Source organism: Kitasatospora sp. NPDC088134 (assembly GCF_044741705.1).
GTDB lineage: Bacteria > Actinomycetota > Actinomycetes > Streptomycetales > Streptomycetaceae > Kitasatospora.
Genome location: NZ_JBIUTD010000001.1, coordinates 300,035 through 319,650 on the forward strand (window position 1 = coordinate 300,035; position 19,616 = coordinate 319,650).

Here is a 19,616-nt window from a genome sequence, read left to right on the forward strand (position 1 = left end):
CCCCGTCGGGGGCCCGGGGAACGGCGGCGCCGAGGGGCTGTGCGCCGGAACCCACCGACAGCGCCGAGGGGCGTCGGGCCACAAACCCGCACCCTCATCTCATCAGCCCGTGCCGGTACGCCGCCGCGACGGCCTGCGAGCGGTTGCGGGCGCCGAGCTTGCCGAGGATGCGCTTGACGTGGGTCTTCACCGTGGACTCGGCCAGGTGCAGCAGCGCCGCGATCTCCTCGTTGGGGTGCCCCTCGGCGGCCAGTCGGAGCACTTCCCGCTCGCGGGCCGTGAGGGCCGCCAGCCGCCCCTCCTCCACCGGCGGCGGGGCAGCGGGCTGGGCGGCCAGCAGGTGGCCGAGCAGGTCGCGGGTGACGGCCGGGTCGAGCACGGCCTCGCCGGCGGCGACGGCGTGCACGGCGTCGATGAGCCGTTCCGGGGAGGCCCGCTTCAGCAGGAACCCGGCGGCCCCGGCCCGCAGCGCGCCCCACACGTACGCGTCGTGCTGGAAGGTCGTCAGCACCAGGACCCGGGGGCCGACCCCGGCCAGTCGGCGGGTCGCCTCGATGCCGTCGCAGCCGGGCATCCGGACGTCCATCAGGACGACGTCGGGCAGCAGGGCGCGGGCCAGTTCGACGGCGCGCAGCCCGTCCTCGGCGCGGCCGACCACCTCGATGCCGTCGGCGGTCTCCAGGACGACGGCGAGCCCGGTCCGCAGCAGCGGGTCGTCGTCGGCGATCAGCACCCGGACCGGGCGCGGGCCGCCGCTCACAGCGGGAGGGTGACGCGGAGCCGGAAGCCGCCGTCGGGTCCGGGGCCGTGCTCGGCGGTGCCGTGCAGGCGGGCGGCGCGTTCGGCGATGCCGGTCAGGCCGCGGCCGGGGCGGTGGCCGGGCGGCGGTCCGGAGCCGTCGTCCCGAACCTCCACCTCGACTCCGCCACCGGTCAGGGCGATCCGCACGGCGGCGTGCTGCGCCCCGGAGTGCCGCAGCGAGTTGGTGAGCGCCTCCTGCACCACCCGGTAGGCGCAGCGGTCCTGGTCGGCAGGCAGCGGCGGGGCGTCCTGGGCCAGGGTGACCCGGAGTCCGGCCCGGTTCATCCGCCCGACCAGGCGCGGGAGTTCGGCGAGTCCGGGGTCGGACGCCGGTGCGGCGTCCGGCCGTTGCGGGGCGGGTCCGCGCAACAGGCCCAGCACCCGGTCGAGTTCGCCCAGCGCGTCGTTGCCGGTCTGTTCGAGTTCGGCGAGCAGTTCGCGGCTGCGGTCCCGCCCGGTCCCGCGCTCGTCGCGCTCGTCGCGCTCGTCGCCCCGGTCGCCCCGGTCTCCCCGGTCGAGCAGGCGGCGGGCCGCCCCGGCCTGGACCAGCATCAGGCTGAGCGAGTGCCCGACCAGGTCGTGCACCTCGCGGGCGATCCGGGCCCGCTCCTCGGCGAGCAACTCCTCGCGGGCGCGCCGCCGTTCGGTGGCCTGCGCGGCGATCCGGCGGGCGGTGGCCCAGCCGAAGGACCAGGCGGCGAGCCAGATCCCGAGGACGCCGACCGGCATGATCGCGTCGGTGTCCTGGCCGACGAAGTACCCGGCGACGCCGACCACCACGATCGGCGGGCCGCACAGCGTCCACCGGGCGGTGCCGTAGCGGCCGAGCGCCCACGCGCCGAACAGGTTGGCGTAGGGCGAGACCGGGCTGGGCAGCACGGCCTGCGCCTCGACGGCGAGGGCCAGGGTGCCGATCAGGTAGGAGGTCAGCGGGAAGCGGCGACGGCCCGCGACGGCGGCGGCGAGCAGCACCGTCAGGGCGAGGGCGTACGGGAGGCGGGCGCCGAGCCGGTCGGCGGCGCCGAACCGTTCGGCGAGCATCGCGGCGAACAGCACCGCGGCGGGCGCGCCGTCGGCGAGCCGGTCGGGCAGCGGGCGCAGCAGCGCGGCGAGCGCCGGGCGCCGGGGGCGCGGGGCGGTACCGGGAGCAGTGGTGGTCGCGGTGGGGTGCATGGGGCCGGGTCCTCGCTGGTGGGGTGCAGCGTGGAGGCTAGCCAGTACGGGGCGGCGGCGCACCCGAACTCGGGGAGAAATCGGGGTGACCCGGGGGCCGGGCGGTGTCGGAGTACCCCCGTGGGGGTAGTCCGGCGACCCCGGTGGGGGGACGCCCGGGGACCGGGCGGGTCCGTAGCTTCGGCAGCATGACACACCATCACACCGCGGCCCCGGCGCCCGGCGGCCTGCGGCGGGCCGGCCGGATCGCCGTCCCCACCCTGGCCCTGCTGGTCTCGCTGTTCTCCCTGCGCTACTTCCTGCTCGACCCGGACTACTACATCGACGACCAGCGGCTGGTCTACGCCGCGCACCTGGCGCCGCTGCTGCTGCACATCGGCGGGGCCGTGGTGGCGCTGTCGATCGGCCCGCTGCAGTTCCTGCCGGGGCTGCGGGCCCGCCGCCCGGCCGTGCACCGGTGGACCGGCCGGGTGTACGCGCTCTCGGCCCTGGCACTGAGCATCGGCGGGCTCGTACTGGCCCGGTACGCGATGCACCCGCCGGTCGCACCGATCGGGTTCGCGACGCTGGCGGTGCTGGTCCTGATCACCACCGGCCTCGGCGTCCGGGAGGTCCGCCGGGGCCGGATCGCCCGGCACCGCCGCTGGATGCTGCGCTCGTACGCGCTGATCTTCGCCGCGGTGACGCTGCGGATCTGGCTGCCGCTGGGCGCAGTGCTGGGCCTGTCCGAGGCAGTGACGTACGGGTCGGCCGCGTGGGGGTCGTGGCTGGTCAACCTCGCCTTCGTGGAGTGGCGGCTGCGGCGGACCCCGAACGCCGCCTGACCGGCGGGTGCAGCAGCGGCAGCGGGCGACCGGTCTCCACGTACCAGGCTTCGGCGGCGTTGACGGCGAGCAGCACCGCGGTGGCCAGGGCCGCGGTGGCCGCGCCGGGCAGGACGGGGGCGAGCGCCGCCAGGGCGGTGCAGGCCAGCGCGCCGAGCAGGCGGGGGACGCCGACGGCGCCGAACATCCGCAGCCGGGCGTAGCAGAAGCTGAACAGGTAGAGCGCGACGCCCGGGGCGAGCAGCAGCGCGGGCGGGCCGTGCGGGTGGTCGAAGGGGTGCGCGACCAGTTTCTTCAGCCCGACGGCGACCCCGATCACGGCGGTGGCGTAGCCGGCGTGCGCGTAGGTGAACACCTCGCGCACGGTGCGCGCCGTGGACGGGCTGTGCCGGATGCTGTGCCGGGCGGCGGGCGCGCCGTAGTGGAAGTACGTCCACCACAGGGTGGCGATCAGCACGAAGGCCAGCGCGACGGCGGTCGCGGCGGGCGGGTCGAGCGGGGCGCGGGCGGCCTGGCCGCCGACGGCGACCACCGTCTCGCCGAGCGCGATGATGACGAACAGGCCGAAGCGCTCGGGCAGGTGGCCGGTCTCGAACCGGACGGCGTCCAGGCGGCGGCCGAGCAGCGACCAGCAGCCCAGGTCGGCGAGCGCGGCGGCGGCCCAGAGCGCCGTCCGGCCGGGGCCGTCGCACGCGGCGCCGGCCAGCAGCAGCGGTCCGCCGAGCAGCAGGGTGGCGCTGAACGGGTGCCAACGCCCCAGCCGGGGGCGGGTTTTGAGGTGGATCGCCACGGCCAGCACCAGCCGCAGCAGCACGCCCGCCCCGGCGAACGCCCACGGCTGCGCGCCGTACGCGTGCGGCACGGCGATGGCCATCAGCAGGCCGCAGCCCGACAGCGCGAACAGCGTGAGCCGCCCCGCGGTCCGGTCGATGGCCGGCCCCGCCAGATTGCCGAGCAGGGTGACGCCCGTCCAACCCCACCAGAGCGGCACGAGCAGCAGCAGGGTGCGGGCGACCGCGCCCGGGGTGGTGGTGTCCGCGAGCGCGGCGGCGATCTGGGTGATGGCGAACACCCAGACCAGGTCGAAGAACAACTCGGCCCAGCTGACCCGCTGTTCGACCTCCGCGCCGACGACTTCGGCACCCACGGCTTCGGTGTCGACGGTTTCGGTGTCGACGGTTTCGGCACCGCCGGTTTCGGTGCCGGGTGCGGGTGGTGCGGTGTTCGACATGCGGGCGGGCCTCCCCGGGAGCGGGCGGATACGGAGTGGGCGGCTACGGGTGGTGGGGCGTCGCCCGGCGGGGCGGTGGGAGCGTGAACTCGCCCATCCTCCCCGTCGAGTGACGATCCGTCAGGAAGCGGCGAGCTCCGCGGCGACGGCGTCCGCGCCGAGGCCGATCATCCAGCCGAGCGGCAGGTTCGGGGCGTAGTCCTGGACCACCCGGTCGAGTTCCTCCCGGGCCCGGTCGGTCAGCGCGGGCTGCCCGGCGGCCAAGCGGCGGACGGCCTCCCGGTAGAACAGCAGGTACTGGCGCTGCGCGGCGAGCACCTCGACACCGGCGGGTTCGCCGTGGCCGGGGTACAGCACGGCGGCGTCGGCGAGTTCGGCACCCAGTTCGGTCAGCGCCGCCAGCCAGTGCGCGCCGTGGCCGTCCGCGGTGTACGGGTGGGTGCCGTGGAAGGCCAGGTCGCCGATGAAGGCGAGCGGCGCGGCGTCCGTCGCCGGGCGGACCAGGATCACGCTGTCGGCGTGGCTCTCGGCGGGCCCGACGTGCCGGACGGTGAAGGCGGCCCCGCCGAGGTCGACCTGCTGGCCGTCCTTCAGCTCGACGGTCGGGTAGGCCGTCACGGCGGGCCACTCCTCGCCGTAGACCGGGCCCCACTGGGCCCGCTTGGCGTCGGCGATCTCGCGGATCGTCGCGGCCACCGCCTCGGTGGCGTACACCGGTACGTCCCACCGCTCGACCAGGGCGTGCGCCCCGTTGAAGTGGTCGGGGTGGGCGTGCGTGACGAAGACGCCGAGCAGTGGCTTGCCGGCCCGCTCGAACCCGGCGATCTTCTCGACCAGCCCGGCGATGTCGGTGTTGAGCAGGTTGGTGTCGATCACCACCAGGCCCTCGGCGGTCTCCAGCAGGTAGGAGTTCACGAACAGGCCGGCTTCGGAGCCGGTGTGGACGTGGACGGTGGTGGTGCTCATGTCGCTTCTCCCCCAGGGGTGTTGGCGGGCCCGTTGGCCCGTCGAGCAGGAAAGCTAGCGTCTCTGTGATGTTTAGTAAAGTCGAATATGACAGAACTTCACAACGCTATGCTGACCGCGATGGAGATCCACGGGAACCAGCGCCCGGACGACCCGCCGGCGGACCAGGTCGAGTCCGAACGGCTGCTGGCGTTCGCCGAGTTGGCCCTGAACAACGGCTCCCCCGCCGAAGCCCTCGACAGCTTCCGGCAGGTCGACGGCCCCCGGGCCCGCAGCGGCGAGGCCCGCGCCCTGGAGGCGCTCGGCCACGACGCACAGGCCGCCGACCTGCACCGGGCGCTCTGGGACGGCGCCGCCCCCGGCAGCGTGGAGCGCGCCGAGCACGCCGTCGGCGCGGTCCGCTGCCTCGGCCTGTGCGACGAGACCACGGCCTCCGTCCGGTTCGCCGAGACCGCGCTCGCCGAGTTCGGCCCCTCCGAGTCCAACTCCTCCGAGTTCGATCCTTCCGAGTTCGGCCCCTTCGAGTTCGATCCTTCCGGGCCGGGTCCTGCCGGGTTCGGTTCCACCGGGTACGGGGCTCCCCGTCACCCCTGGCACGGCGCCGCCGTCCGGCTCGGCGTGACGCTGGCCGGCGAACTCGCCGACCTCGGCGAACTCCAGCGCTCCCGGCGCCTGTTGAACGCCCTCGGTGCCATCGCCGACCGGCTCGGCGAACCCGCCGCCCGCGGCGCGGTCCGCTGGAACGCCTCGCTCACCGCCCACCTGCTCGGCCACCCCGAGGAGGCCTGCCGACTCTCCGCGCAGGCCCTCGCCCTGTTCGGCGAGGCCGACCTGCCCCGGCACCTCGCCGTCGTCCGCGGCATCCACGGCCGGATGCTCGCCCGCGCCCACCCCGAACGCTGGCGGGAAGCCCTCGACCTGCTGCTGCGCGCGGTCGCCGAACTCACCGAACTCGGCCAGGGCGCCTGGCTGGTGGACACCGAGACCGAGGTCGCCGAGATCCTGGTCCGGGCCGGCCGCCCCGACCGGGCCGTCCCGCACCTGCGCGCCGCGCTGGCCCGTCCGCAGCGCTCCGAGAGCCTGGTCCGGGCCGACACCCACCTGGTGTTCGCCGAGGCCCTCGCCGCCCTCGGCGACACCGAGGGCTGCGCCGCCGAGGTCGGGGCCGCCGCCGCGATCCTCGCCCCCCGCAGGCAACGGCACTCCCAACTCGCCCGCGAATGGCACCGCGCCGCCGCCCTCTACCGCCGTCTCGACTCCCCCGCCGAAGCCATGCGCGCCTACCAACGCGCCCTCCTCGCCGCCGGCCACCTCGGCCCCGTCTGGACCTGACCCGGGCCACCGCCGGACCGCTCCGCCCCACCGACGTGGCCCCGGCCACATCGTTCTCCGGCACCGTCGCGTCCGGCCACCGCCGCGCACCGTCGACGGTGGCCGCCCCGTGCGGAGCGGCGGACCCCGTGCGCCTACCGCAGCAGCCGGTCCAGCTGGCCGCGGATCAGCTCTGCGTCGATGGCGGGCGCCGGAGGCAGACCCAGCCGCCCGACCTCCCGCTGGAAGGCGTCGGAGCCGATCCGCGCCGCCGCGCCGTGCTGGCGGGCCGGAAAGCACTGCTCCACCGCCTGGGCGAGCCGCACCTCCCCGGTGTCGGAGTCGCTCTCGGCGGCGGCCAGCCGGTCCAGCCAGACGTCGTACGGCTCTTCGGCGAGTTCGTGGCCCAGCGTCCGCACCAGTGCGAAGTAGTCCGCGAAGGACAGGTGCTGCGGCTGGACGGTGTGGTAGACCGGCCCGTCGGCGGGTGGCGCCTGCAAGGACAGCGCAACCACCGCGTCGGCTATGTGCCCCGCGGTGGCGAGCGGCAGCACGGCCTCGTGCCGTGGGACGGCCCCGACCCGGACGCTCGCCGCCGTCAGCCGCATCAGCCAGTCCGTCGTCGCCACCGCGGCACCGCTGTCGTCCCCCAGGATCGCCCCCGGCCGGTGGATCCGGACCGGCAGCCCGCGGGCGGCCGCCGTGCGGACCAGGAGTTCTGCCACCCACTTCGCGCGGCAGTACCCCGGGCCGGCCGGCGGCGGAAGCGGATCGTCCTCCGCGAGCCGTCGCCCGCCACCGGCCGCGAGCGCGTGCGCGAGCACCCCCAACGTGGAGATGTAGTGCACCGGTTTGACGCGGTGGGTGGCGGCGAACCGCAGCACCTCGGCGGTCCCCAGCACGGTGGCCGTCCTCAACTGCTCGTACGAGGCAAGCAGGTTGACCGAGGCCGCGCAGTGGTAAACGGTGTCGATCCGTTCGGCCGCCGCGGCGAAGGCGTCGGCCGACCAGCCCAGCAGCGGCTTCGACAGCGTGCCGCTCACGGCGACCACGCGGCCCCGCACGGCGGCCGGGTCGATCCCGTGGGCGCGCAGTCGACCGTCGAGCGCTTCGGCCGCCCGTTCGGGAGTGCGTCCCCGCACCAGGCAGTGCACGGTCGTGCCGGCCGTCGCCAGCAGCCGGGCCAGCAGGTAGCCCCCGAGGAAGCCCGTGGCCCCCGTCAGCAGCACCTGCCGCGGCGGCCCCGGCCCGCACGGCCGCGCCCCGGCCGGGCCGATCCGCGCGTCCAGCACCAGATCGCCCGGAGGAATCCCGTTGACCGCGCCGCCGACCTCCATGCCGTTCCTCCTCCGACTTCGACTTCGAACCCGCACTCCGCGCGTCCCGTCCGCATGTCCCCTCCGCCGAGGACTCTGGGGGCAGCCCGCACCGGTGGCAACGCCGTGTACCGCCACACGGGACGGGGCATTGCCACCCCGCCGCGGGCCGCACAGTCTGGGGCGAGCGGTGCGGACCGGCAGGAGTGCGAGCCACGGCCCCGGCGCACCGCCGCGACACCCCGCCGCGGACCACCGCCACGGGACGCCCCGACCGAGGGAGACGAGCGATGCGAGCGGTCTACGCCCAGGCGCCGTGCCCCCAGGACCCCCTGGCGGCGCTGCGGGTCGGCGAGCGCCCCGACCCCGGCCCGCCCCCTGCGGGCTGGACGGTGCTCACGGTCGCGGCGGCGGCACTCAACCACCGCGACCTGTTCACCCTGCGCGGCACCAACATCGACGACGCCTGCTTCCCGATGATCCTCGGGGTCGATGCCGCGGGCTTCGACGCCGCAGGCCGACCGGTCGTGCTCTACGGCCTGCTCCCCGGCCGCGCCGAGGCCGGTGACGAGACGGTCGCCTCCGAACGCAGCGTCATGGGCCAGGTCCACCAGGGAACTTGCGCCGCCCAGGTCTGCGTCCCCACCGAGAACCTGCTGCCGGTCCCGGACGGGATGCCGCTGACGGAGGCGGCGTGCGTGTTCGGCGCCTGGGCGTCCGCCTACCACATGCTCTTCACCCGCGGCGGAGCCCGGCCCGGCCACCGGGTGCTGGTCCAGGGCGGCGCCGGCGGCCTGGCCTCGGGACTGATCACCCTCGCCAGGGCGGCCGGACTGCGCGTGCTGGCCACCGCCCGCACCGAGGACAAACGCCGCTACGCGCTGGAGATCGGCGCCCACGAGGTCCTCGCCCCCGGCGCCGCGCTGAGCGAACCGGTGGACCTCGTGGTGGACAGCGTGGGCCGGGCGACGTGGGCGCACTCCCTGCGGTCGGTGCGCCGGGGCGGCACCGTGGTGGTCGGCGGCGTCACCACCGGCGGGTACCCGCCCGCCCATCTCAGCCGCATCTTCTACGAGGAGATCACCGTCGCCGGCGCCATGGCCGCCACCCGGGCGGAGTTCGCCGCCACCCTCGCCTTCATGCAGCAGTCCGGCATCCGCCCGCGCCTGGACCGGGTGGTGCCGTTCGCACAGGCACCGACCGCCCTGGCGGACCTGTTGGCGGGCCGGGTGCGCGGAAAGCTCGTCCTCACCCCCGACTGACCCCGACCGGCTCCGGACCCACGGCCCTGTCCTCCCGTACCCACCCCAGGAGAAGGAAGCGGTGCAGACCACAGACCCGGCACCCCCCTACAGCGTCCCCGGCCCGCTCTCGCGCCCGGACGTCCTGCGCCACATGCTGCTGTCCCGCGAGTTCGACCGCCGTGCCGGGATCGCCTACCGGCAGGGACTGACCTGGTTCCACATCTCCTCCGCCGGCCACGAGGCGCTCGCCGCCCTGGCCGGTCACCTGGGACCGCACGACGTGATCGCCCCGCACTACCGCGACCGCGCCCTGCTGCTGGCCCGCGGAGTGGCCCCGGCCGACATGGCCCGCGACCTGCTGGCCCGCCCCAGCCCGACTCCCGGCACCGGCTCGGGCGGCCGGAACATGACCAGCCACTTCAGCGACCGCCGCCACGGCGTCTTCTCGGTGGCCTCCCCGGTGGCCTCCAACTGCCTGCCCGCCGCGGGCTTCGCCTGGGCCGCCCGGCTGCGCGCCACCGGCGGCGTGGTGCTCTGCCTGCTGGGGGACGCCTCCGTCCGGCAGGGGGAGTTCTACGAAGCTCTCGCCTTCGCCCTCGAACACACCCTGCCGCTGGTCTTCGTGGTCGAGGACAACGGCTACGGCATCAGCATGCCCACCGCCGCGGGCTCCCCCCTCCGCCTGGGCCTGCTCCCGGGCGAGCGGGTCGTCCGGGCGGACGGCTCCGACCCCGACGCCCTGGACCGGGCTGCCGCCGCGCTGATCGGGACGGCCCGCCGGGGCGGCGGACCCGGAGTCCTGTGGTGCGAACTGGACCGGCTGGAGTCGCACACCTCCGCCGACGACCAGCGCGGCTACCGCTCCGAGGACGAACTGGCCCGGATGCGCGACCCCATCGCCGTCCTGAGCGGCCGGCTGGTCGCGGAGGGCGAACTCACGCAGGACGACACGGAGCGGCTGACGGCCCTGGCCCGCGGCGAGGTGGAGGCGGTCTTCGCCGAGGTCGCGCGGGAGGACCGGCCGTCCCCCGCCACGGTGCTGAACCACCTGTACGCCGACCCGGAGCCCGACCCGGAGCCCGACCACGCCGACCCGGAGCCCGACCCGGAGCCCGACCCGGAAGCCGAAACCGGCCGCACCATGGCCGAGGCGGTCAACGCCGCCCTCGCCGAGGCCCTCGCCGACCCCCGCAGCCTGGTCTTCGGCGAGGACGTCGAGGACCCCAAGGGCGGCGTCTTCCGCCTCACCCGCGGCCTCGGCGCCGTCGGCCGGGTGATCAACTCCCCGGTGGCCGAGGCGACGATCGTCGGCGTCGGCGTGGGACTGGCCGCCGCCGGGATGCGGCCGGTCCTGGAACTGCAGTTCGTCGACTTCGCGTCGCCCGCCTGGACCCAGCTCACCGCCCAACTGGCCACCCTGCGGTGGCGCACGGCCGGAGGCTGGGACTGCCCGCTGGTGGTCTACGCGCCCTCGGGCGCCTACCTGCCCGGCGGCGGCATCTGGCACAGCCAGAGCAACGAGAGCCTCTTCACCCACGTCCCCGGCCTGCGCGTCGCGGTGCCCGCCCGCGCCGATGACATCGGCCCGGTCTTCCGCCGCGCCCGCCGACTCGGCGACCCCGTCCTGGTCATGCTGCCCAAACGACAGCTGCGCCGGCGCCCCACCGCCGCCACGCGGCCACCCGCCGACGCCGCCGCCACGGTGGTCGGCTGGGGCAACAGCACCGAACTCGCCGTCGCAGCGGCGCAGGAACTGGCCGGCGACGGGGTGGCGGTGGAGGTCGTGGACCTGTGCTGGCTCAACCCGTGCCCGCTGGAGGCCGTGCGCGCCTCGGTGCGGCGCACCCGCGGGCTCGTCGTCGTCCAGGAGTGCGTGGCCCCCAGCAGCTACGGCGCCTGGCTGCTCGCCGAACTGCTGACGGACGGCGAGGTCTTCCGCACCCTCGACGCGCCGCCCGTCCTGCTGTCCCGCGCCAACGTCCACGTCCCCTACGACACCGGTCTGGAGACGGCGGTCCTGCCGCACTCCGGCCACATCGTCCAAGCCGTCCGGGCGCTGCAGGCGTCACGAATCCGGGAGTCGGAGTGAAGCAGATCCACGTCCCCCAGCTCGGTGAGGGAATCACCGAGGTCCGCCTGCTGCGCCTGCTCCGGAAGCCGGGCGAGCGGGTGGCGCGCGACGAAGTGCTCTACGAGGTCGAGACGGACAAGGCGACCATGACGATCGAGTCGCCGCACGGCGGGGTCCTCGCCGGCTGGCTGGCCGACGAGGGCGACGTGGTCGAGGTCGGTGCCCCCGTGGCACTGCTGCGGGAGGACGCGACGGTGCCCCCGGCCCCCGCGGCACCCCCCGCCGCGCGGCCGGGCCGGGCCGGGGAACCCGCCCGTGCCGCCGCCTTCACCGACCGGGACACCACGCCGCGGCGCCGCGAGCTCAACGCTGCGCTCGCCCGCGCCCGCGCCGACTGCGTACCGGCACTGGTGTCGGTCGGACTGCCGCAGGAGACCCTCGCCCGGGCCGCCGCAGCCCTGCGCGCCCAGGGTCCCCGGGACGTGCTGGTGACCGAGTTCACCGCCGTCGCCCACCTCGTCGCCCGTGCCGCCGCCCACCACCCGGCCCTGCGCACCCGGCGCGTCGGGGAGGAGCGGACCCGGGTGTACACGGCCGTCCACCTGGGCGTGGCGGTCTCCGACGAGCAGGGCGAACTGCACGTCGCGGCCGTACCGGACGCCGACACCCTGCCCTTCGCCGACTTCGCCCGTCGACTGGCCCACGCGGTGCGCCGCGCCCAGGAGGGCGGCAGCGACGTCGACGGCACCACCACCCTGATCCTCTCCGCCCTGGACAGCGAGGCCGTGCGCTTCGCCGTGCCGACGGTGGTGCCGCCCGCCTCGGCGACGCTCTTCCTGGGAGCCGCCGGACCGGAACCGGGCAGCGAGCGCCAGGCCGTGCTCTCCTTCGACCACTGCGTCCTCAACGGCCTCCAGGCGACCCGCTTCCTGGAGACGCTCCAGGAACTGGTCCGTGAGGCGGCGGGGGAGGAGCCGCCGCCCGGTGATCGCACCGGCCCGCGCCCGGGTGCGGTCACCGACGAGGCGTCCGCGCTGGAGACGGTGCTGGAACTGGCCGGCGACATCCTGGGACGGCCCGTGGCACCGGACGTCCTGCTGGGCGAGCAGGGCATGACCTCCCGGCACGCCACCGAACTCGCGGCACGGCTCGACCGGCTGCCCGGCGTCACGCTGGCGGCCACCGCGATGTGGCACCACCCCACCGCCCGGGCGCTGGCGGCGACGGTGGCGGCCCAGCGCGCGGCAGCCGGCGACCCGAGCCCCGCGCCGTCCGCCCCCGCCCGGCCCGTCCCCGCCGCCTCCCGGCCCACCACCGACGAGCGCGCCGTCGCCGTGATCGGTGCCGCCTGCCGACTGCCCGGCGCGGAGGGCCCGGACGCCTTCTGGTCCCTGCTGGAGCGCGGCGAGGACCGGTTCACCCCCGTCCCGGCGGAGCGGCTGCCCGGTTTCGACCCCCAGCAGGTCGCCGTGACCGGGGGCGTACGGGTGCGCGCCGCGCTGGTGGAGCGCCCCGACTGCTTCGACGCCGGCTTCTTCGGCCTGACGCCGCGGATGAGCGCGGCGATGGACCCCCAGCAGCGCATGCTGCTGGAACTGAGCTGGCAGGCCCTGGAGTACGCGGGAATCGTTCCGCAGAGCCTCGCCGGAAGCGCCACCGGCGTGTTCATCGGCGCCGGCGGGTCGGACTACCGGGAACTCGTGGCCCACCACGGCTTCGCCGACGGCTACACCGCCACCGGCACGCTTCCCGCCTACCTGGCCAACCGGCTGTCGCAGTTCTACGACCTCAACGGCCCGAGCCTGACCGTCGACACGGCCTGCTCCTCGGCGCTCACCGCGGTCACCCAGGCCGTGGCCGCCCTGCGCTCGAACCTGTGCGACCTCGCCTTCACCGGCGCCGCCCAGGTCATCGGCAACGGGTTCAGCGCCGCGGCGTACTACCAGGCGGGCATGCTCTCCCCCGACAGCACCGCCACCCCGTTCGACGACGCGGCCGACGGCTTCGTCCGCGGGGAAGGCGGCGTGGTGTTCCTGCTCAAACGGCTCAAGGACGCGGTGCGGGACGGCGACCCCGTCCTGTGCGTGATCCGCGGAGCCGCCGTCAACCACGGCGGCCGCTCCGCCGGAGTCGCCCACCCCAACCCGGCCGCGCAGACCGCGTTGATCAGGCGGGCCCTGCGCGACGCGGACCTGAGCGGCGACGAAGTGGGCTACGTCGAGGCCCACGGCACCGCCACCCCGCTGGGCGACCCCATCGAGATCGAGGCGCTGACCGCAGCCCTGGCCGACGACATCGCCGCACGGCCCCCGCAGGGGCCGGGCGGAGAGCTGTGGGTGGGCTCCGTCAAGGCGAACATCGGCCACCTGGAAGGAGCGGCCGGAGCGGCCGGGCTGCTGAAGGCGGCCCTGGTGGTGAAGCACGGGGCGATCCCCGCGATGCCGGGCTTCCGCGTCCCCAACCGCAACCTCGACCTCGACGGCCTCCCCGTCCGCCTGGCTACCGTCCCCGTCCCCTGGCCGCAGAACGGCGCGCCGCGCCGGGCGGCCGTCAGCTCCTTCGGCCTCGGCGGCTCCAACGCCCACCTGATCGTGGAGCAGGCCCCGCCGAACACCGCCGTGCCGCCGCCGGCGGACTGCCGGGGCGCACGCCTCTTCCCGCTGTCGGCCGCCTCCCCGGCGGCGCTGCGCGCCCTCGCCGCAGTCCTGGCCGACCACGTGGCGGACACCGACGACCTCCGTCCGGCGTCCCTCGCGGCCACCCTGCAGACCGGCCGCCACCCGCAGGCCCACCGTGCCCTGCTCACCGCGGACACCCGACCCGAGCTCGTCGGCGCCCTGCGCGCCCTGGCCGCCGGCGACGCCCCGGAGCACTGCGCGACCGAGCCGGACTGGGTGGCGACGGGGCAGTGCGACTGGACCGCTCTGTGGGACGGCGTCCCCCTGCCGCCCCGCGTCCCCCTGCCGCCCTACCCCTTCCAGCGCCAGCGCTTCTCGCTGCCCTTCACCCGGCACCGGACGACACCCGACACGCCCGCCCCGGCACCGTCTGCGGCACCCGCCGTGCCCGCCGCGCCCGCCGTGCCCGCGGCCTTCACGGCGCCCGCACCGCCCATCGCGCGGACACTCCCCACCGGTCAGGAAACCCCCGCCGACCGGCCGCTCCGCACCGGGCCGCTGCCGTCCGAACCGTCCCCCGGCCGTGCCCCGGCCGCAGCCCTCGAAACGCTCCTCGACACCGTTCGCCGTTGCCTGGCCGGGGTGCTGATGGTCGAACCCGCCGAAGTCGAGATGGACCGCGACTTCGCGGACCTGGGCATCGACTCCATCCTGGTCGTCGAGGCCGCCGCCGGGCTCTCCGAACAACTCGCGCTCCCGCTGAGCGCCAAGACGCTCTACGCGCACCCCACCGGCCTGCGCCTCGCCCGCCACCTGGCCGCCACCGGCACACCCCCGGCCGCCGAGGCCTCCCACGACGAGAGCCCCCGGGACGAGGTCCCCGACGACGACGAGGTCCTGGCGGCCGTCCGGGCCAGCGCGCTGCCGATCTTCCGGCGCAGCGGGATCGCCCCGAGCGCCTTCGCCCCCGAACGCTCGCTGGTCGAACTCGGTGTGGACTCCCTGGACCGGATGGACATCATCGCCGCCAGCACCGACGCGCTGGGGCTCGGCCTGGACGACGTCGACCTCGCCGACATGCCGGACATCGCCACCCTGCTGGAGCGGCTGCGCGCGGCCCTCCGCAGCCGGACGGGGCAGGTGGCACCGTGAACGAGCCCCCCGGCCGCGGCACCGTGGCCCTGCTCTCGGCGGCGGTGCTCAACTGCCTGGCCGAGGATGTCGAGACGTACGCCGCCGCGCTGTTCGCGGGCCGCAGCGGCATCGCCCCCACCGGTGAGCGCATGCCGTCCGAGGCCAGGGCACCGGTCGGCGGCTGGCTGCGGGACTTCGACCTGGAGGGCTGGATCGGCCGACACCTCGCCGACGACCGGGCGGCGGCCCGTCTGCGGCACGCTGCCGCCCGCTGCGCCCTTCCCGCGCAGAGCGCCGCCTGCGTGGCCGTGCTCGCCCTGCGCGACGCGGGGCTGGACGAGCGGCAGACGGCCCGCACCGCGGTCCTCGTCGCGGGCAGCAACCTCGCGCTCGACTACCAGGTGCGCACGGCCTGGCAGTTCCGGCAGACGGGCCGCGTCACGCCCTCGCACGCGCTGACCCACATGGACATCGACACCGTCGGCGCGGTGAGCGAGGCGACGGGCGCGTGCGGTGAAGGATGGGTGCTGGGAGCCTCCGCCGCCAGCGGCTCGCTGGCCGCGATCCAGGCCGTCCGGCTGCTGGAGGCCGGAGAGGTGGACCACTGCCTGGTGGTCGGCCCGTGCAGCGAGCTCTCCCCCCTGGAACTGCGGGCGCTGCACGACAGCGGGGCGCTGGCCCGCAGCACGCCCGGCGCCGACCCGGCCACCGTGTGCCGCCCCTTCGACGCGGACCGCAGCGGGCTGGTCTACGGCCAAGGCGCGGCCGCGGTGCTGCTGACCCGGCTGGCGCCGGCCGCCCCCGCCCTGGCCCGGCTCCCCGGCTTCGGGCTCGGCCTGGACGGAGCACGGGGCATGGAGCCGCACGCGGCCGGGCAGGCCGCGGCGATGCGCGCGGCCCTGGACCGCGCCCGGCTGCCCGCCGGCGCCGTGGGCTACGTCAACGCGCACGCGGCCGGCACGGTCGTCGGCGACCGCACCGAGGCGCAGGCGATCCACGAGGTGTTCGGCGCCGGCCCCCTGGTCAACTCCACCAAGGCCCTGACCGGGCACTGCTTCGGCTCGGCCGGGCTGATGGAGCTCGTCGCCACCGCGCTCCAACTGCGCGAGCGGCGCTGCCATCCCAATCCGAACCTGTACCGCCCCTGCCACCCGGGGCTGCGCTTCGCCCCCCGCACCGCCGTGCCCCTGCCGGCGCAGGCGGCCCTCACCAACGGCCAGGGGGTGAGCGGCATCAGCTCCTCGATCGCCGTCACCCGCCCCGCCTCCTACCTCCGGCCCGCCCGGACCACGACGGAGTCACCATGACCACCGCCTTCCCCGCCGTCGGCATCCACGCCCTCGGCGTCTACCCCGGCCGCACCTTCGTCGACGTGCCAACGGTCCTGCGCGGCCGGGGCCTCGACACCGGGCGCATCGCCAACCTGATGATGTCGACCAAGAGCGTGTCGCTGCCCTGCGAGGACCCGGTGACCTTCGCGGTCAACGCCGCCGAACCCGTGGTGAGCGCGCTGCCCGCCGCCACCCGGGCCCGGATCGAACTGCTGGTACTGAGCACCGAATCGGGCCTCGACCTCAGCAAGTCGCTCGCCAACTACGTCCACCGCCACCTCGGACTCCCCTCCACCTGCCGGGTGTTCGAGATGAAGCAGGCGTGCTACTCGGCCACCGCCGCGCTGCAGACCGCCGCCGCCGTCATCGCCGCGTCCCCGGACCCGGGCGCCCTGGCCCTGGTCATCAACGCCGACGCCCCCCACCCCGTCCGGCGCAGTTACTACGAGCCCTCCCAGGGCGTCGGCTCCGTCGCCGCCCTGATCGGCCAGGACCCCGGACTGGTCCGGCTGGAACGCGGTGCCTACGGTCTGCACTCCTTCGAGGTGATGGACTCCTGCCGCCCCCGTTACACGGAGGAAGTGGTCGACACCGACCGCTCCCTGCTCGCGTACCTGGAGTGCGCGCAGAAGGCGTTCGCCCACTACTGCCGGAAGGTCCCCGGTACGGACCTGGTCGACGACTTCGACCTGCTGGCCATGCACACCCCCTTCGGCGGCATGGTCAAGGGCGCGCACCGCTCCCTGCTGCGCTCCCTCGCCCGGCTGTCCCCCGCCGAGATCGACGCGGACTTCCGGCGCCGGGTCGAGCCGTCCATCCGCTACCCGCAGCGCACCGGCAACATCTACGCGGGAACCGTCCTGCTCGCCCTCACCAGCGCCCTCGCGCACTCCCCGCACGACCGGCAGCGCCGCATCGGCGTCTTCTCCTACGGTTCGGGCTGCGCCTCCGAGTTCTACGCCTGCACGGCCCTGCCGTCCCCGGCCGCCGACACCCTGCGCGAGACGGTGGACGCCGACCTCCGGCGGCGCCACCGGCTGGAGTGGGAGGAGTACGAGCAACTGGCCGCCACGGCGGGCCTCCCGGCCGCCGGCACCCGCGACGCGGACATCGACGTCGGCCCGTACGAGAAGATCCTCGCCGCCACCGCCGGCCCGAGGCCGCGCCTGCTCCTGGCCGGAGTACGCGGATACCACCGTGAGTACCGATGGGAGGAACCGGCCGCATGCACCCCCGGCTGACCCCGCCCGGCCCGGTCTCCCTGACCGACGGCCCCGGCTACCTCACCGCCCTCCTCGACAGCCCGGACACCCGCAACCCGCTGAGCGCCGCCCTGGTGGACGCGCTGCTGCGGGCGGTGGAGGAGGCGCAGCGGCGCCCCGGCTGCCACGCGCTGGTGATCCGTGCGGCCGGTCCCGCCTTCTGCACCGGCCTCCCCCTCGCCCCCGGGCGCGCCCCGTGGCACCGGGGGGCCACCCCCTGGGACCTGTTCGAAAAGCTCGCCGACAGCGCGGTGCCCACCGTCGCCGTGGTGGACGGCGAGGCCACCGGGGGCGGCACCGCGCTGGCCGCCGCCTGCGACCTGGTGATCGCCGCGCCGGGGGCCCGCTGGCGGCTGACCGAGGGCCTGCTGGGACTCGTGCCGGCCATGGCCCTGCCCTTCCTGGCCCGCCGGATCGGCCCGCAGCGCGCCCTCACCCTCGTTCTGACCGCCGAGGAGATCGACGCGCCGACCGCCGAACGCCTCGGCCTGGCCGACCGGCTCGCCGCCGACCCCGACACCGAACTCCGGCGCTGCCTGCGTGACCTGCGCCGCCTGCCGCCGGGAACGGTCGGGGCCCTCAAACGCTACCGGCGACGGGCCTTCCCCTGGCCTCCCGACCTGGGCGCCGCGGCCGCCGCCCTCCTCGACGAGCGTCTCGCCAGCCCCGAGACCCGTACCCGGCTGGCCGGCCTCACCCCACCCGGGAGCACCCCGTGAGCGACGACGACCCCTTCACCGTGGACCGGGAGGGCGGCGTGGCCCTGGTCACCCTCCACGACCCCGCCCGGCGCAACCGCCTCACCCCCACCGTCCTGCACCGGTTCCCCGCCCTCCTGGAGCGGACGGCTCTGGACCCCGCCGTACGCGTCGTGGTGCTGGCCGGCCTGCCGGACGTCTTCTGCGCCGGCGGCGACCGCGACTACCTCCTGCGGCTGGCCACCGGCGAACGCTCCGCCCTGGAGTCCGAACCGTGCGTGCGGGCCCCGCTGCGCTGTCCGGTCCCGGTGGTGGCCGCCATGCAGGGACACGCCGTCGGCGGCGGACTGCTGCTCGGCCTGTTCTGCGACCTGGCCGTGTTCTCGGAGCGCTCGGTGTACCACGCGAACTTCCTCCAGTACGGCTTCATCCCCTGCATGGGCGCCACCGTCCTGCTGCCCGCCCGCCTCGGCGACGTCCTCGGCCCCGAGATGCTGCTCACCGCCCGCGGCTACCGGGGCGCCGAGCTGCGCGAACGCGGCGCCGGCCTGCGCGTCACCGCCCACCGCGAGGTGCTGCCCACCGCCCTGGCCGAGGCCCGGCGGATGGCCCGCGCCCCGCGCGCCGCTCTGGAACTGATGAAGAAACGGCTGGCCGCGCCGCTTCACGCGGCCACCGAGGCGGCCATTCCCGAGGAACTGGCCCTCATGCGGCAGTGCTTCACCGACCCCGCCGTACGGCACCGCATCCAGCGGCTCTACCCCGAGGGAGAAACCAAATGATCCAGGTCATGATGTTCCCCGGCCAGGGCGGGCAGCACGTCGGCATGGGCGCCGACCTCTTCGAACGCTTCCCGGACCTGGTGCGCGAGGCGCACGACGTGCTCGGCTTCCCCGTCGCCGACCTGTGCCTGACCGGCCCCCAGGAACGGCTCGACCACACCGGCAACGCCCAGCCTGCGCTCTTCCTCGTCCACGCCCTCGCCCACCGCGCCGCGCTCGCCCGGGGCGCCCGGCCCGACGTACTGATCGGCCACAGCTTCGGCGAGTACAACGCCCTGGAGGCGGCCGGAGCACTGAGCTTCGCCGACGCGCTGCACCTGGTGCGGGCCCGCGCGCAGGCCACCAGCCGCACCCCCGGCGCGATGACCGCCGTGGTGGGGCTGACCGGGCGGCAGCTCACCGCCGCCCTCGCCGCCGACGGCATCGCCGACGTGTACGTCAGCAACTACAACGACCCGCGCCAACTGGTCCTGGCCGGTCTCGCCCCCGCCCTGGAACGCGCCGAAACGGCCCTGGAACGCGCCGGAGCACGGCTGGTGCGCCGCCTCAACGTCACCGGCCCCTTCCACTCGCCCCTCATGCGCGAGGCCGCCGAGCAGTTCGCCCCCGCCGTCGCCCGCGCGCGTTTCCGCACCCCCCGGGTGCCGGTCATCGCCAACACCACCGCCCGCCCGCACACCGTCCGCTCGCTTCCCCGGCACCTGGTCGCCCACGTCCACACCCCCGTGCTGTGGCGGCAGTCCCTGGAACTCCTCCTGCGCACCGACCGGCCGCAGTTCACCCAGATCGGCGGTGGCCACGGCCTGATCCGCACGGTCGAAGAGGTCCGGCTCCGGGGCGCGACGGTCGACTGA

15 protein-coding genes are annotated in these 19,616 nt (G+C 75.7%); 10 read left to right on the forward strand and 5 right to left on the reverse strand.

The window, feature by feature from the left end:
- Positions 1-94: 94 nt before the first annotated feature.
- Positions 95-760: a response regulator gene (locus tag ACIOHG_RS01225; RefSeq protein WP_400943903.1), complete on the reverse strand. Its 666-nt coding sequence runs from the start codon at positions 758-760 to the stop codon at positions 95-97.
- On the reverse strand, positions 757-1,974 hold the full coding sequence (locus ACIOHG_RS01230; protein WP_400943906.1) for a sensor histidine kinase: 1,218 nt from the start codon (positions 1,972-1,974) through the stop codon (positions 757-759). Before ACIOHG_RS01230 ends, ACIOHG_RS01225 begins: the two co-directional genes overlap by 4 nt.
- A 188-nt stretch (positions 1,975-2,162) precedes the next feature.
- On the opposite strand from ACIOHG_RS01230, the gene ACIOHG_RS01235 reads away from it, so the two are divergent.
- Complete coding sequence (locus ACIOHG_RS01235) at positions 2,163-2,798, forward strand: DUF2306 domain-containing protein (protein ID WP_400943909.1); 636 nt, start codon at positions 2,163-2,165, stop codon at positions 2,796-2,798.
- On the opposite strand, the gene ACIOHG_RS01240 is transcribed toward ACIOHG_RS01235, so the two are convergent.
- The gene (locus ACIOHG_RS01240; protein WP_400943912.1) at positions 2,746-4,029 is read right to left on the reverse strand and encodes a low temperature requirement protein A; all 1,284 of its coding nucleotides are present in this window, start codon (positions 4,027-4,029) and stop codon (positions 2,746-2,748) included. The genes ACIOHG_RS01235 and ACIOHG_RS01240 overlap by 53 nt on opposite strands.
- Positions 4,030-4,149: 120 nt before the next feature.
- Positions 4,150-4,995, reverse strand: a complete 846-nt coding sequence (locus ACIOHG_RS01245) for an MBL fold metallo-hydrolase (protein WP_400943915.1) — start codon at positions 4,993-4,995, stop codon at positions 4,150-4,152.
- 120 nt (positions 4,996-5,115) lie between these two features.
- On the opposite strand from ACIOHG_RS01245, the gene ACIOHG_RS01250 reads away from it, so the two are divergent.
- The gene (locus ACIOHG_RS01250) at positions 5,116-6,327 is read left to right on the forward strand and encodes a hypothetical protein (RefSeq protein WP_400943918.1); all 1,212 of its coding nucleotides are present in this window, start codon (positions 5,116-5,118) and stop codon (positions 6,325-6,327) included.
- 134 nt (positions 6,328-6,461) lie between these two features.
- Here ACIOHG_RS01250 and ACIOHG_RS01255 read toward each other — a convergent pair whose 3' ends face one another.
- A complete protein-coding gene (locus ACIOHG_RS01255; RefSeq protein ID WP_400943921.1) occupies positions 6,462-7,643 on the reverse strand; it encodes a thioester reductase domain-containing protein in 1,182 nt (393 codons plus the stop codon).
- A 269-nt stretch (positions 7,644-7,912) separates the two neighbouring features.
- Between ACIOHG_RS01255 and ACIOHG_RS01260 the strand changes: the two genes are divergently transcribed.
- The 8 genes from ACIOHG_RS01260 (at position 7,913) to ACIOHG_RS01295 (ending at position 19,616) form a co-directional block, all read left to right on the forward strand.
- Positions 7,913-8,884 carry a zinc-binding dehydrogenase gene (locus ACIOHG_RS01260; protein WP_400943924.1) on the forward strand — a complete coding sequence of 324 codons (972 nt, stop codon included), beginning with the start codon at positions 7,913-7,915 and terminating at the stop codon, positions 8,882-8,884.
- A 61-nt stretch (positions 8,885-8,945) separates the two neighbouring features.
- Complete coding sequence (locus tag ACIOHG_RS01265; protein ID WP_400943927.1) at positions 8,946-10,955, forward strand: thiamine pyrophosphate-dependent enzyme; 2,010 nt, start codon at positions 8,946-8,948, stop codon at positions 10,953-10,955.
- Positions 10,952-14,707, forward strand: a complete 3,756-nt coding sequence (locus ACIOHG_RS01270; protein WP_400943930.1) for a beta-ketoacyl synthase N-terminal-like domain-containing protein — start codon at positions 10,952-10,954, stop codon at positions 14,705-14,707. The genes ACIOHG_RS01265 and ACIOHG_RS01270 overlap by 4 nt, the downstream gene beginning before the upstream one ends.
- Positions 14,704-15,996, forward strand: coding sequence for a beta-ketoacyl synthase N-terminal-like domain-containing protein (locus ACIOHG_RS01275; protein ID WP_400943933.1), 1,293 nt, complete (start codon positions 14,704-14,706; stop codon positions 15,994-15,996). Before ACIOHG_RS01270 ends, ACIOHG_RS01275 begins: the two co-directional genes overlap by 4 nt.
- Positions 15,993-17,261: a hydroxymethylglutaryl-CoA synthase family protein gene (locus ACIOHG_RS01280; RefSeq protein ID WP_400943936.1), complete on the forward strand. Its 1,269-nt coding sequence runs from the start codon at positions 15,993-15,995 to the stop codon at positions 17,259-17,261. The genes ACIOHG_RS01275 and ACIOHG_RS01280 overlap by 4 nt, the downstream gene beginning before the upstream one ends.
- On the forward strand, positions 17,246-18,001 hold the full coding sequence (locus tag ACIOHG_RS01285) for an enoyl-CoA hydratase/isomerase family protein (protein WP_400943939.1): 756 nt from the start codon (positions 17,246-17,248) through the stop codon (positions 17,999-18,001). Before ACIOHG_RS01280 ends, ACIOHG_RS01285 begins: the two co-directional genes overlap by 16 nt.
- Entirely contained in the window at positions 17,998-18,762 is a 765-nt protein-coding gene (locus ACIOHG_RS01290; RefSeq protein WP_400943942.1) for a polyketide synthase, read from the forward strand. Before ACIOHG_RS01285 ends, ACIOHG_RS01290 begins: the two co-directional genes overlap by 4 nt.
- On the forward strand, positions 18,759-19,616 hold the full coding sequence (locus tag ACIOHG_RS01295) for an ACP S-malonyltransferase (RefSeq protein ID WP_400943945.1): 858 nt from the start codon (positions 18,759-18,761) through the stop codon (positions 19,614-19,616). Before ACIOHG_RS01290 ends, ACIOHG_RS01295 begins: the two co-directional genes overlap by 4 nt.